Here is a 12,851-nt window from a genome sequence, read left to right on the forward strand (position 1 = left end):
CAGATGGTATCCCGCGGCACATACCCGTCGGTCGGTCGCCCGGTCCCGGACTCAGGTCCGCTGTCCGAACAGCTCCCGCAGCACGTCCTCCATGGTGATCAGCCCGGCGAGCCGCCCGTCGGTCCCGAGGACGGCCGCCAGATGCGTCCGGCTGCCCCGCATGGCGGTGAGGACGTCGTCCATCGGCGTGCTCTCCCGCACCCGCGCGATGGGCCGCATGTCGCCCAGCCGGAACGGAAGGTCCCGCGGCGAGGCGTCCAGGGCGTCCTTCACGTGCAGGTAGCCGACGATCCGCCGCTGCTCGTCCACCACCGGGAAGCGGGAGAACCCGAACTCCGCCGACAGCCGCTCCAGCCCTTCCGGGGTGACCCCCACGCTCGCGTAGACGACGCGTTCCAGGGGCAGCACCACGTCCCGCACGGGCCGCCGGCCCAGCTCCAGCGCGTCGTGCAGCCGCTCCAGCGCGCGTTCGTCGATGAGGCCCGCCTCGCCGGAGTCCTTCACGATCTGCGCCAGCTCGGCGTCCGAGAAGGACGCGACGACCTCGTCGCGGGTCTCGACCCGCAGCAGCTTCAGCAGCGCGTTGGCGAACGCGTTGATCGTGAAGATCACCGGGCGCAGCGCGCGGGACAGCGCCACCAGTGGCGGACCCAGCACCAGGGCGCTGCGCACCGGTTCGGCGAGCGCGATGTTCTTCGGCACCATCTCGCCGAGCAGCATGTGCAGATACGTCGCGAGCGTCAGCGCGATCACGAACGACACCGCGTGCCCCGCGCCCTCCGGGACACCCACCGCGTGGAACACCGGTTCGAGCAGGTGCTCGATGGCCGGCTCGGCGACGACACCGAGGATCAGCGTGCACAGCGTGATGCCGAGCTGCGCGGCCGCCATCAGCGCGGACACGTGCTCCAGACCCCACAGCACGCTCTTCGCGCGCCGGTCGCCCCGGTCGGCGTACGGCTCGATCTGGCTGCGGCGGACCGAGATCAGCGCGAACTCGGCGCCGACGAAGAAGGCGTTGACGACCAGCGTCGCCAGACCGATCAGCAGCTGTACGGCGGTCATCGCCGCGTCCCCCTGTCATCCGTGGTCCCGGCCGTCCGCCGTTCCGTCGTGTACTGGCCCGTCGTGTACTGGCCCGTCGTGTGCCGGTCCGTCGTGTGCCGGTCGTCGAGGGGCGCGTGCAGCAGGACGCGTGCCGCGCGGCGGCCGGTGGCGTCCACCACGTCCAGGCGCCAGCCGGCGACCTCGAAGGTGTCGCCGGCGGCCGGTATCCGGCCCAGCTCGACGGCCACGAGTCCGGCGAGGGTCTCGTAGGGCCCGTCCGGCGCGCGCAGGCCGACCCGGGCGAGCTGGTCCACGCGCGCGAAGCCGTCGGCCGAGAACAGGGAGCGCCCGCTCTCGTCGGTGCCGGCCCGGACCAGGTCGGGGGTCTCGTGCGGGTCGTGCTCGTCGCGGACCTCGCCGACGACCTCCTCGACGATGTCCTCCAGCGTGGCCACACCGGCCGTGCCGCCGTACTCGTCGATCACCACGGCCATGGTGCGCCGCCCGGAGAGCCGGTCCAGGAGACGGTCGACGGTGAGCGATCCGGGGACCAGCAGCGGCTCGCGCATCAGCTCCGACACGGGCACCTGGGCACGGCGCTCCGCGGGCAGTGCCAGTACGTCCTTGACGTGCGCGGTGCCGACGACCGCGTCGAGGGTGTCGCGGTAGACGGGGAACCGGGACAGTCCGGTCGCCCGGGTCACGTTCGCCACGTCCTCGCAGGTGGCGTGCACCTCCAGCGCGATGACCTGGACGCGCGGTGTCATCACGTTCTCGGCGGTGAGGTCGGCGAGGTTCAGGGTGCGGACGAAGAGCTCGGCGGTGTCCGGCTCCAGGGCGCCCTCCCGGGCGGAGTGCCGGGCGAGCGCCGCGAGTTCCTGTGGCCCGCGCGCGGACTCCAGCTCCTCGGCGGGCTCCACGCCGATGCGGCGCACTATGCGGTTGGCCGTGTTGTTCAGATGGGTGATGAACGGGCGGAAGGCGGCGCTGAACCAGCGCTGCGCGTTGCCCACCCGTCTGGCGACGGCGAGCGGCGAGGAGATCGCCCAGTTCTTGGGCACCAGCTCGCCGACCACCATCAGGAACACCGTCGACAGGGCCGTGCCGATCACCAGGGCGAGGGAGCGAGCCACCGAACCGGAGACGCCGACGTCCTCCAGCGGGCCCGCGATCAGCGCGGCGATCGACGGCTCGGCCAGCATGCCGACCACCAGGTTGGTGACCGTGATGCCGAGCTGCGCGCCGGAGAGCTGGAAGGTGAGGTTCCGTACGGCCTTGAGGGCGCCCGCGGCCCCCCGCTCGCCGCGCTCGGCGGCCCGTTCCAGTTCGGCCCGCTCGACCGTGGTGAGGGAGAACTCGGCCGCGACGAAGGCGCCGCAGGCGAGTGACAGCAGGATCGCCGCCAGAAGGAGGAGCACTTCGGTCATCGGGTCACCTCTGTCCCATGGTCGGACAGGACGGGGACGGATGCGCGATGTCGCGGACCGGAGGGTTCGCCCATGGGAGGACGCACACAACCTTTCATGGAGGACCGAATGGCCGTCCAAGGGTAAAGGATCGGCAAAAGGGCGCCGCCGGGCCGTGGATCACCCGGTGAGGGGCTTCACCCAGCGCCGCCAGCGTTCCTCCCGCGCGTACCCCGCGGCGCCCCATGCATGGTGGGCCGTCTCGTTGTCCTGGAGCACCATCGCGTCCGCACGGCGCCCGCCCAGCCGTACGAACCGCTCCTCCGCGGCGGCCAGCAGCGCGGAGCCGACGCCCCGGCGACGGCGGTCCGGGTGCACCGCCAGCCGGTAGAGATGGCACCGCCAGCCGTCGAAGCCCGCGATCACCGTGCCGGCCAGCTCGCCGCCGCTCTCCGCGAGGATCAGCGCCCCGGGATCGCGGGCGACCAGCCGCTCCACGCCGTCCCGGTCGTCACTGATGCTCGTGCCCTCGGCGGCCACCTTCCAGAAGACCAGCACGGTGTCGAGATCCTCGGGCGTCGCGGCCCGTATGCGCAGCTCGGTCATGTGGTGATCACAGCACGCGGAATCCCGCACGGCACGGCATTCCACGATCCGGACTCCGGCCGCCCCGCCGCGGCACTTGCCGTTGCTAGCGTCCCGGCACTAGCTTCGAGGTATGGCGAAGACCCAGCTGAACGTGCGCGTGGACGAGGGCACCGCCCGCGCGGCGCGGGAACGTGCCCTGGCGCGCGGGATGAGCGTGAACCGCTACATCGAGGAACTGGTCCGGCAGGACACCGGCGAGGCGGGCCGCGCCTTCGTCGACGCCGCCGCCGACTTCATGAAGCAGTACGAGAGCGTCTTCGCCGAGGAGTTCGGCAAGGACCGCGAGGGCGCGCGCGAAGGTCGTCGCTGAGCCGTTGAACGACCTGCGCATCGACCTCGCGTGGCTGCTCATGCTCGCCGAGCGGCAGACCCCGGGAGACCCCCAGGTCACCGACTGGGGCGCCCTCGTCGCCGCCGTCGCACGCCACGAGGCCGAGATCTTCGACGTCCCCGTCTACGAAGGTCCGCACGCCCGCGCCGCCTCACTGCTCCAGCTGCTGATCCACATCCCCGCGCTGGAGCGGTCCAACGCCCTCTTCGCCTCCGCCGTCGCGTACGCCTATCTCGTCGCCAGTGGTCTCAAGGTCGTCACCTCGCCGGAACAGGTGCGCGATCTGGCCCGCCTGGTCAAGGACGGCGAGGCGACCGTGGACGACATCGCGGCCGAGCTGCGCCGCTGGTGCGAGTGATCAGCTCCCGCCGGCCGCCGCGTCGCCCGCCGGCCGCCACGCGGTGCCCATGACGCAGTACGAGGTGGGCAGCGCCGGTCCCTTCTCCGGCATCAGCACCCGCCGGTAGGGGCCGAGCTCGAACCCCGCCCGACGCAGCGCGCCGACCGGGTCCCGCGCCAGATGGCAGCCACCGGCCAGCGGCGGCCACACCGTCCGGTCCAGCACCCGCTGGGTGAGGCGCATGACCGGGCCGCCGCCCCGGCCGTGCTCGAAGAACCGCACCTCGCCGCCCGGCCGCAGCACCCGCCTCAGCTCCGCGAGCGCCCGCGGCACGTCCCGGACGCTGCACAGCACCAGGGAGAGCACCGCCGCGTCGAACGCCTCGCTCTTGACCGGCAGCGCCTCCGCCACCCCCGGCACGACGTCCACCGGCAGCCGGGCGCGCAGGGCGGCCTCCACGGCCGACGCCCGCAGCCCCCGCTCCGGCTCGACGGCGACGATCTCCGAGACGGTGCCCGGATAGTGCGCGAAGTTCAGGCCGTTGCCCGCGCCGACCTCGATCACCCGGCCGGACAGCCCGCCGACCAGTCCGCGCCGCACCCCGGCCATTCCCGCGCGGGTCTCGGCGGCGACGCTGAGCCGGGCGTAGTACCGCGCGAACAGCGGATGGTGCACGGCATCCCGCTCCACCTTCGTGGACCGGCCGGACGACAGCTGCATGAGGGCCTCCCCCAGGACGGGCCTATGCCGATTCTCCCCCGGACGGGCGCCCCGCACCCCCGCTCGCCGTCAGGGCGCCTCGCGCACCCGGAACGTCTCCGCGTCCCAGGTTCCCTCCAGCCGGGGCGCCAGCCAGTGCGGTGCCGAGGCCCGGAACCCGGCGGGGTCCAGCGCGCCCGCCCCGGCCGGTACGGCGCCCAGCAGCGGGACACCGGTCACGTCCGGCAGGTCCAGCAGATTGCACCGCGAGGCCAGGTCGGGCTCGGCGGGCCAGCTGCCGATCACCACACCCGCCAGGTCCAGCCCCCGGCCGCGCAGCTCACGGGCCGTCAGCTCCGTGACGTTCAGGGTGCCGAGCCCGGCCGACGCCACCACCAGCACCGGCGCGGACAGCAGCGCCGCCGCGTCCGCCAGCGTCCCGCCGGCCGCGTCGAACCGTACGAGCAGCCCGCCCGCGCCCTCCACCAGCACCAGATCGTGCTCCGTGGCCAGCTTGGCGGCCCGCTCCGCGACCTCGTGCGGATGCACCGGCGCCCGGCCGGCCCGGCGGGCCGCCGTGGCCGGCGCCAGCGGGTCCGGGTACCGGGCCAGTTCGGCCGTCGTCACCGCACCGGCGAGCCGCGCGACCTCCTCGGCGTCCCCGGCCTCGTCCGGCCGCACCCCCGTCTGCGCCGCCTTCAGCACGGCCACCGACCGGCCCGCCGCCAGCGCCGTCGCGGCGAGGGCGGCCGTCACCACCGTCTTGCCGACCTCGGTGCCCGTGCCCGTGATCACCCACACCGGCATGTCATCCCTCCTTCGCCGCCGCGCACACCGCGCGGGCGATGCGCACCACGTCCGCGTCACCCGTGACGTACGGCGGCATGGTGTAGATCAGATCGCGGAACGGCCGCAGCCACACGCCCTCACGCACGGCGGCCTCCGTGGCCGCCCGCATGTCGACGGCGTGATCGAGCTGGACGACCCCGATGGCACCGAGCACCCGCACGTCCCGCACCCCGGGCAGCCCGGCCGCCGGTGCCAGCCCCTCCCGCAGGCCCGCCTCGATCCGTTCGACCTCCGCGCGCCAGTCCTGGCCGAGCAGCAGCTCGACGGAGGCGCAGGCCACGGCCGCCGCCAGCGGATTGCCCATGAACGTCGGACCGTGCGCCAGCACCGGCACCTCACCGCGCGAGATGCCCCCAGCCACCCGCGCGGTGCACAGCGTCGCCGCCATGGTCAGATAACCGCCGGTCAGCGCCTTGCCCACGCACATCACATCCGGCGTCACCGCCGCGTGCCCCGCCGCGAACAACGCGCCCGTGCGCCCGAACCCGGTCGCGATCTCGTCGAACACCAGCAGCACGCCGTGCGCGTCGCACGCCTCGCGCAGCACCCGCAGATACGCGGGGGAGTGGAACCGCATCCCGCCCGCGCCCTGCACCACCGGCTCCACGATCACCGCGGCCAGCTCGCCGGCGTGCCGCTCGACCGTCTCCCGCAGATGGCCGGCGTAGGACTCCTCGTACTCCGCGGGCGGGGCCTCGGCGAACACCTGACGCGGCAGTACCCCGGACCACAGCTCGTGCATCCCGCCCTCGGGGTCGCACACCGACATCGGCTGCCAGGTGTCGCCGTGGTAGCCGCCCCGCCAGGTCAGCAGCCGCCGCTTCTCCGGCCGGCCCAGCGAACGCCAGTACTGCAGGCACATCTTGACCGCGACCTCGACCGACACCGATCCGGAGTCGGCGAGGAACACGTGCTCCAGACCCTCCGGGGACATGTCGACGAGCAGCTTCGCCAGCCGCACGGCGGGCTCGTGGGTGAGCCCGCCGAACATCACGTGGCTCATCCGCTCCAGCTGCCCGCGCGCGGCCTCGTTGAGCACCGGGTGGTTGTAGCCGTGGATCGCCGACCACCAGGACGACATCCCGTCGACCAGTTCGCCCGAGCCGTCGGCGAGTTTCAGCCGCACCCCGCTCGCCGACTCCACGACGAGCGGTTCCTGACGGCCCGGCATGGGCCCGTACGGGTGCCAGACGTGCCGCCGGTCCAGCTCCAGCAGTTCGGCGACGGACCGCTCAGGCATTGGGCGCGAGGTCCGTTCCGGCTCCCCGGCGGCGGACGGCGACCAGGTCCGTACGAGGCTCGTCCGCCGTGCTCCCGCAGGAACCCGTCGTCGCCGGACCGCACGCACCGCCGCCCTCGTGGGACCCGCAGCCGCCCCCCGCGCGGTGCTCGGGCAGCGTCACCTCGCCGGTGCCCTCCACCTCGAACCCGGCGTCGGCGATCATCTCCAGGTCCGCCCTGCCGGCCTGGCCCTCGCTGGTGAGGTAGTCGCCGAGGAAGATCGAGTTGGCCAGGTGCAGCGCGAGCGGCTGCATCGTGCGCAGGTGCACCTCACGGCCGCCGGCGATCCGCACCTCGACGTCCGGGCAGACGAACCGCACCATCGCCAGGATGCGCAGGCAGCGCTGCGGGGTCAGGTGCCACTCCTTGGCGAGCGGCGTGCCCTCCATCGGGATCAGGAAGTTGACCGGCACCGAGTCCGGGTCCAGCTCGCGCAGCGAGAAGACCACGTCGACCAGGTCCTCGTCGCTCTCGCCCATGCCGGCGATCAGGCCCGAGCAGGCGGACAGCCCGGCCGCGTGCGCCTTCCGCACCGTGTCCACGCGGTCGGCGTAGGTGTGCGTGGTCGTGATGTCCCCGTACGTCGCCTCGGACGTGTTGAGGTTGTGGTTGTAGGCGTCCGCGCCCGCCTCGCGCAGCCGCTCCGCCTGGCCGTCGGAGAGCAGTCCCAGGCAGGCGCACACCTCGACGCCCTCGTTCTGCTCCTTGATGGCCCTGATGGTGTCGGAGACCCGGTCTACGTCCCGGTCGGTCGGACCCCGGCCGCTGGCCACCAGGCACACCCGCTTGGCGCCGCCCGCGAGACCGGCGGCGGCCGCCTGTGACGCCTGGTCCGGCTTGAGCCAGGTGTACTTCAGGATGTCGGCCTTGGAGCCGAGCCGCTGGGAACAGTAGGAGCAGTCCTCCGGGCACAGGCCGGACTTGAGGTTGACGAGATAGTTGAGTTTCACCCGTCGGCCGAACCAGTGCCGCCGCACCTTCCCGGCCGCGGCCACCACATCGAGCAGGTCGTCGTCGGAGGTGGCCAGCACGGCCAGAGCTTCCCCGCGGGACGGCGTCTCGCGCCGAAGCCCCTTGTCCACCAGCGTGTTCAGCAGGTCCATGGGAGCCGATCCTGTCCTACCCGACCCGTCCGGGCCAAGGCGGGTTCGTACAACAGGGGCACTTCGAGGTGTGGGTATTGCCACACAGTGGTCCGTCCGGCCTCCCGCTAATGTCTGTGCACTGCCTACAAAAACCCCGGAGGACCCATGGCGTTCGGCTGGATCGACGAGCAGGCGGAACTGCGCCGCCGGGCCGGACTCGTACGCACCCTGCGTCCCCGGGCCGCCGACACGCCGCTGCTCGATCTGGCGAGCAACGACTACCTGGGCCTGGCCCGGCATCCGGAGGTCACCGAGGGCGCCGCACGGGCGGCGCGGACCTGGGGCGGCGGGTCGACGGGCTCCCGGCTCGTCACCGGCACCACCGCACTCCACACCGAACTGGAACGCGAACTGGCCGCCTTCTGCGGCTTCGAGGCGGCCCTGGTCTTCTCCTCCGGCTACGCGGCCAACCTCGCCGCCGTCACCGCACTGGCCCCGCACGGCTCCAGGATCGTCTCCGACGCGGGCAACCACGCCTCGCTGATCGACGGCTGCCGGCTGGCCCGCGGGACGACACAGGTCGCGGCGCACTCCGATCCCGACGCTGTGCGCAAGGCGCTGGACGGGCACGAAGGACCCGCGGTCGCGGTGTCCGACACGGTGTTCTCGGTGGACGGCGACGCCGCCCCGCTCACCGGGCTCGCCGCGGTGTGCCGGGAGCACGGCGCGGGTCTGGTGCTCGACGACGCGCACGGTCTCGGCGTGCTCGGCGACGGCGGGCGCGGGGCCCCGCACGCGGCGGGACTGGCGGGCGCCGACGACGTCGTCGTGACGGTGACGCTGTCCAAGTCGCTCGGCAGCCAGGGCGGAGCGGTGCTCGGCCCGGCCCGGGTGATCGAGCACCTGGTCAACGCGGCCCGGACGTTCATCTTCGACACGGGACTCGCGCCCGCCGCCGCGGGTGCGGCCCTGGCGGCCCTGCGGCTGCTGCGCCGCGAACCCGGGCGCGCGGCGCGGGCGGGCGAGGTGGCGCGGGAACTGCACGACCGGCTGACGGCCGCGGGTCTGGAAGCGGTGCGTCCGGACGCCGCGGTCGTCTCCGTGCGGGCCCCTTCCCCGGAGCAGGCCGTGCGATGGGCGGCCGACTGCCGGGCGGCCGGCCTGTCCGTGGGCTGCTTCCGTCCTCCTTCCGTGCCCGACGGCGTCTCACGGCTCAGACTGACCGCCCGCGCGGACCTGTCCGGGGCGGAGATCGAACGCGCTGTACGGGTGATCGGCGAGACGCGGCCATGAGTCGGCGGGACACGGCCGTGTGTCGCCCGATGACGGGCTGACCGGTCGGGGCGTCAGCCGACCGCGGTCACGAACTCCGTCCAGCTGGCGGGGGAGAAGAGCAGCGCGGGCCCGTCGGGGGCCTTGGAGTCGCGCACGGCGAGCAGTCCGGCCAGGGGGCCGGCGGCCGGCCGGGCCGTCTCCACGCAGTTGTTCGCACCCGTGCTGTAGCTGCTGCGCAGCCACCTCACATCGTGCAGTGCGAGGCCGGAAGGGATGGTCCGAGGCGGTACGGGCATCGTGCCTCCTTACGCGCCGGTGGCTGCACCGGCGATGAAATCCAACGAGTCCTCGGGTGAAAGGGCGTGGATCGAGAGGGCGTCGAAGGCCTCCGAGTACACCCGGAGGTCTTCTTTCCGCTCCAGATGGAGGCTACTCGTCAAGTGGTCGAGAACAACCACGTCCAGATCAGAAGTGCGCGAAAATGAAAAGATTACGAAAGGACCGGTCATGCCGATGTGTGCGCCGGCGCCGAACGGCAGGACCTGCAACCGCACTTGGGGAAGTCGGGCCGCCTCGACCAGCCGGTTGAGCTGACGGGTCATCACGCCGGGACCGCCGACCTCCCGGCGCAGCACCGCCTCGTCCAGGACCGCGCTCAGCTCCAGCGGCGGCGTCGCCCGCAGCACGTCCTGCCGGGCCAGCCGCACCTCCACCAGCGCGTCCAGCCGCTCCTCCGACGCGTCCTCCAGGGCCGCCTCCGTCACCGCACGCGCGTACTCCGGCGTCTGCAGCAGTCCCGGGATCACCGTGGTCTCCAGGGTGCGCATCGTGCTCGCCTGCGACTCCAGGCTGATGAAGTCCCGGTAGGTCGGCGGCAGTACCCCGCGGTAGGCGTGCCACCAGTGGTGCCGTCCGTCCCCGTCGCCGGAGCCCGACAGCACCAGCAGCAACTCCCGCAACTGCCGGTCGGCCACGCCGTAGACGTCGAGCAGTAACCGCACGTCGGGCGGTTTCACCCCGCTCGTGCCCGTCTCGATCCGGCTCACCTTCGACTGGTGCCAGCCCGCGAGGCGGGCCGCCTCGCCGCTGGTGAGTCCCGCCGAGATGCGCAGCGCGCGCAGTTCGGCGCCCAGTTTCCGGCGGCGCACCGCGGGACCGTGCTGCATGGGCTTCTCCTTACTCCTTCCGAGTCGCCCGGATACGGTCTCCCGTCGCAGAGTTCACCGCTTCGAGCGACAGATATATGCACATCTTGGCGGATCGCCGTCCTGTGCCGCGCGGTGATGGCAGTCTGGCGGCGAACCACCAGTGCGGGACCGTACTCGAACCATCCGCTCCGTGTCGGACCGCGGTCCCGTGGGAAAGGGACGACGTCGCCATGGCAGACCATCTGGAAGCATCCGTCACTCTGCCGAGCGATCCCGCCTCGGTCTCGGCCGCCCGTGCCCATGTGGTGGGCGCACTGGAGGAATGGGGCGTGCCGGCGGACACGGAACTGTGCGAAACCGTCCGGCTGATCGTCTCCGAACTCGCCACCAACGCCGTGCAGCACACGTTCGGGCAGTCGCCCACCTTCACCGTGGACGTCGTCCTGGTCCGGGACGAACGGCTGCACATCGGTGTCACGGACAGCCACCCGCGGCTCCCCAGGCGGCTGCCCGCGGCGGTCCAGCAGGACAACGGCCGCGGGCTGGTCATCATCCGCTGGCTGACCGCGGAATGCGGCGGCAGGCTCAGAGTCCGCCCCACGCGTGAGGGCGGCAAGACCGTATCGGTCGAACTCCCGTGGGCCGTCCGGGCCGCCGAAGCGGCCACGGCGGCCGGACAGCAGGAGCAGTAGGAATCGCACCTCGGCCGAAGGGGGCGGGGCGGCGGCACGGCGGGGGCGCCGCCGCCCCGGCCCCCGCGGTCACTTCACCCGGCCGTACCAGACGCTGCGGGTCCAGATCTTCTGCAGGCGCACCACGTCCCCGGTCTTCGGGGCGTGCCAGATCTTGCCCTTACCCGCGTAGATGCCGACGTGGTAGACGTAGCTGCCCGAATGGAAGAACACCAGGTCTCCCGCCCTGCGGTTACCGGCGGAGATGTGACGCGTCTTGTTGTACTGCTGGGCGGCGGTGCGCGGCAGCTTCTTGCCCGCCTTCTTGAACGAATACAGCGTCAGACCCGAGCAGTCGAACCGGGACGGCCCCGTGGCGCCCCACTTGTAGGGCGCGCCCTGCTTGGAGGCGGCGATGCGCAGCGCCTTGGTGGCCGGGCTCGCGGCGGCCGCCTCCGAGGCGGCTCCGGGGACCACGATGGAGCCGCCCACCGCGGCCAGGGTGAGAGCCGAGGCCGTACCGGCCCGGGCCATGAGAGACGGGACACGATTGAGCGCAGTCATGCGCAACCCTTCGTCAGCCGCCTGTGAAGGATGACCTGTCGGATTCGGGCTGGCGAAGTGGCCCGGCCGCACACGTGCGGCTTCACCCCAAGGACTGCTCGGAACTGACGTCCCGGCGGCCCGTCGTGCTTGGGTCCTCCACTCCTGCCGATCCACTCCTGTCGACCGGTCACCCGGGCGGCGGCAGGACTCGGCGTCCGCCCGGATCGCCCCGCCGCGGCGGCGGGGTCTTGTCGTCAGTCAGGGATCTTGGCTCATGACGCGATCGAAATCCCAACGGAACGAGGGATTTGTGTTGTTACTCACCACTCATCCGTTCGGGTGGACACCTTCCTGTCCGGGTCCCCGACGAGGGCCCGGGGAGCCCCGGACCAGGGATGAAAAGCATCGTTCCGGTCGTGCGGTACGCACGCTGCGCAACTTCGAAGGCCCGAAAACAGCAGGTTCGTCTACGCCGGACGGGGGTACGTCGTTTGGTCCGTTTCAACCCCGGCAGGAGCGCACTGTCGACCGGGGCCGCCGTCCGGGTGACCCGGACGTCAACTGCCGGGATCCGGCGGCAGTGTGACCCGGGCCGTGCGCCGCTCGCCGTCCAGCACCCGCAGGGCCCGGGCCAGCGTGCCGGAGTGCAGCTCGCTCTCACCGCGCCGGTGCATCAGGGTCAGCGCGTCGCGCAGCGCGACGGCCTTGCCGACCAGGGCCTGAGCGGCGCGCAGTCCGCGGTAGGTGTCACCGCCCAGGGCCGGGTTGACCCGGCCGAGCAGGTCGACGGCCTCGAGGTAACGGTCGATCAACTCGGCCTCCGCGCGGGTCAGCGCGGGCAGCGGCGGCAGTTCCGGTGGCAGCATCCGCGGCTCACCTCGCGCCGGGAGCGGGGGACGCGCTCCTGCGGCCGGGCACGATCCGGTCCGCCAGGCCGTACTCCACCGCCGCCCGCGCGTCGAGGACCCTGTCCCGCTCGACGTCCGCCCGGACCTGCTCCGCGGTGCGGCCCGTGTGCCGGACCAGGATCTCCTCCATCCGCGACCGGACACGGGTCAACTCCTCGGCCTGGATCGCCAGATCGCTGGTCTGTCCCTCGACCGGCTCCAGGAGGGAGGGCTGGCGGAGCACCAGACGGGAGCCGGGCAGCAGGAGTCGCTTGCCCGGGGTGCCGGCGGCCAGCAGCAGCGCGGCGGCGCCCTCCGCCCGGCCCAGGCAGACCGTCTCCACGTCACAGGTGACGTAGCGCAGCGTGTCGTAGATCGCCGACATGGCGTGGAAGGAGCCGCCGGGGGAGTTGACGTAGAGCGAGATGTCCCGGTCGGGAGAGTGGTGCTCCAGGTACATGAACTGCGCCATCACATCGTTGGCGGAGGTCTCGTCGATCCGTGTCCCGAGGATGACGATCCGCTCCTCGAGCAGCTTCGAGTAGGGGTCGGTCGTCCGGCTCCCGGCTGCCGTGCGTTCGGTGAGCTCGGGCAGGACGTGGCGGGCGGACGGTCGGGTCATGAGGGCCCCTCCTGTC

16 protein-coding genes and 1 riboswitch are annotated in these 12,851 nt (G+C 72.5%); of the genes, 4 read left to right on the forward strand and 12 right to left on the reverse strand.

All coding sequences use genetic code 11. From position 1 onward, the window contains the following. Positions 1-51 precede the first annotated feature (51 nt). The 3 genes from AB0A94_RS19215 to AB0A94_RS19225 form a co-directional block, all read right to left on the reverse strand. Positions 52-1,065, reverse strand: coding sequence for a hemolysin family protein (locus AB0A94_RS19215; protein ID WP_361745738.1), 1,014 nt, complete (start codon positions 1,063-1,065; stop codon positions 52-54). Beyond that, the gene (locus AB0A94_RS19220) at positions 1,062-2,474 is read right to left on the reverse strand and encodes a hemolysin family protein (RefSeq protein ID WP_361745740.1); all 1,413 of its coding nucleotides are present in this window, start codon (positions 2,472-2,474) and stop codon (positions 1,062-1,064) included. Before AB0A94_RS19220 ends, AB0A94_RS19215 begins: the two co-directional genes overlap by 4 nt. 159 nt (positions 2,475-2,633) lie before the next feature. Beyond that, entirely contained in the window at positions 2,634-3,059 is a 426-nt protein-coding gene (locus AB0A94_RS19225; RefSeq protein WP_361745742.1) for a GNAT family N-acetyltransferase, read from the reverse strand. Positions 3,060-3,171: 112 nt separating this feature from the next. Here AB0A94_RS19225 and AB0A94_RS19230 point away from each other — a divergent pair, with 112 nt between their 5' ends. Then, positions 3,172-3,411, forward strand: a complete 240-nt coding sequence (locus tag AB0A94_RS19230) for a toxin-antitoxin system HicB family antitoxin (RefSeq protein WP_361745743.1) — start codon at positions 3,172-3,174, stop codon at positions 3,409-3,411. A gap of 4 nt (positions 3,412-3,415) precedes the next feature. Beyond that, positions 3,416-3,790, forward strand: a complete 375-nt coding sequence (locus AB0A94_RS19235; RefSeq protein ID WP_361745745.1) for a fic family toxin-antitoxin system, toxin component — start codon at positions 3,416-3,418, stop codon at positions 3,788-3,790. Here the strand turns inward: AB0A94_RS19235 and AB0A94_RS19240 are convergent, their stop codons facing one another. From AB0A94_RS19240 to bioB, 4 genes are all read right to left on the reverse strand, one after another. Beyond that, positions 3,791-4,492, reverse strand: coding sequence for a class I SAM-dependent methyltransferase (locus AB0A94_RS19240; protein ID WP_361745747.1), 702 nt, complete (start codon positions 4,490-4,492; stop codon positions 3,791-3,793). A 69-nt stretch (positions 4,493-4,561) separates the two neighbouring features. Then, on the reverse strand, positions 4,562-5,278 hold the full coding sequence (gene bioD / locus AB0A94_RS19245) for a dethiobiotin synthase (RefSeq protein WP_361745749.1): 717 nt from the start codon (positions 5,276-5,278) through the stop codon (positions 4,562-4,564). Between the two features lies 1 nt (position 5,279). Then, entirely contained in the window at positions 5,280-6,560 is a 1,281-nt protein-coding gene (locus AB0A94_RS19250) for an adenosylmethionine--8-amino-7-oxononanoate transaminase (RefSeq protein ID WP_361745751.1), read from the reverse strand. After that, positions 6,553-7,704 carry a biotin synthase BioB gene (gene bioB, locus AB0A94_RS19255; RefSeq protein WP_361745753.1) on the reverse strand — a complete coding sequence of 384 codons (1,152 nt, stop codon included), beginning with the start codon at positions 7,702-7,704 and terminating at the stop codon, positions 6,553-6,555. Before bioB ends, AB0A94_RS19250 begins: the two co-directional genes overlap by 8 nt. Positions 7,705-7,851: 147 nt before the next feature. Here bioB and AB0A94_RS19260 point away from each other — a divergent pair, with 147 nt between their 5' ends. Continuing rightward, positions 7,852-8,979 carry an 8-amino-7-oxononanoate synthase gene (locus AB0A94_RS19260; protein WP_361745755.1) on the forward strand — a complete coding sequence of 376 codons (1,128 nt, stop codon included), beginning with the start codon at positions 7,852-7,854 and terminating at the stop codon, positions 8,977-8,979. Between the two features lie 53 nt (positions 8,980-9,032). Here the strand turns inward: AB0A94_RS19260 and AB0A94_RS19265 are convergent, their stop codons facing one another. Then, positions 9,033-9,257, reverse strand: a complete 225-nt coding sequence (locus AB0A94_RS19265; protein WP_217135416.1) for a DUF397 domain-containing protein — start codon at positions 9,255-9,257, stop codon at positions 9,033-9,035. Between the two features lie 9 nt (positions 9,258-9,266). Further along, positions 9,267-10,127: a helix-turn-helix transcriptional regulator gene (locus AB0A94_RS19270; RefSeq protein ID WP_361745757.1), complete on the reverse strand. Its 861-nt coding sequence runs from the start codon at positions 10,125-10,127 to the stop codon at positions 9,267-9,269. 212 nt (positions 10,128-10,339) lie between these two features. On the opposite strand from AB0A94_RS19270, the gene AB0A94_RS19275 reads away from it, so the two are divergent. Further along, a complete protein-coding gene (locus AB0A94_RS19275) occupies positions 10,340-10,801 on the forward strand; it encodes an ATP-binding protein (RefSeq protein ID WP_361745759.1) in 462 nt (153 codons plus the stop codon). Positions 10,802-10,870: 69 nt separating this feature from the next. Here AB0A94_RS19275 and AB0A94_RS19280 read toward each other — a convergent pair whose 3' ends face one another. From AB0A94_RS19280 to AB0A94_RS19290, 3 genes are all read right to left on the reverse strand, one after another. Continuing rightward, on the reverse strand, positions 10,871-11,344 hold the full coding sequence (locus tag AB0A94_RS19280; protein ID WP_361745760.1) for a C40 family peptidase: 474 nt from the start codon (positions 11,342-11,344) through the stop codon (positions 10,871-10,873). A gap of 3 nt (positions 11,345-11,347) precedes the next feature. Next, positions 11,348-11,550: riboswitch (cyclic di-AMP (ydaO/yuaA leader) on the reverse strand. Between the two features lie 333 nt (positions 11,551-11,883). Next, positions 11,884-12,192 carry a hypothetical protein gene (locus AB0A94_RS19285; RefSeq protein ID WP_361745762.1) on the reverse strand — a complete coding sequence of 103 codons (309 nt, stop codon included), beginning with the start codon at positions 12,190-12,192 and terminating at the stop codon, positions 11,884-11,886. Positions 12,193-12,199: 7 nt separating this feature from the next. After that, the gene (locus AB0A94_RS19290) at positions 12,200-12,835 is read right to left on the reverse strand and encodes an ATP-dependent Clp protease proteolytic subunit (protein ID WP_361745764.1); all 636 of its coding nucleotides are present in this window, start codon (positions 12,833-12,835) and stop codon (positions 12,200-12,202) included. Positions 12,836-12,851 lie beyond the last annotated feature (16 nt).

It is taken from the genome of Streptomyces sp. NPDC044984 (assembly GCF_040646935.1).
Classification (GTDB): Bacteria; Actinomycetota; Actinomycetes; order Streptomycetales; family Streptomycetaceae; genus Streptomyces.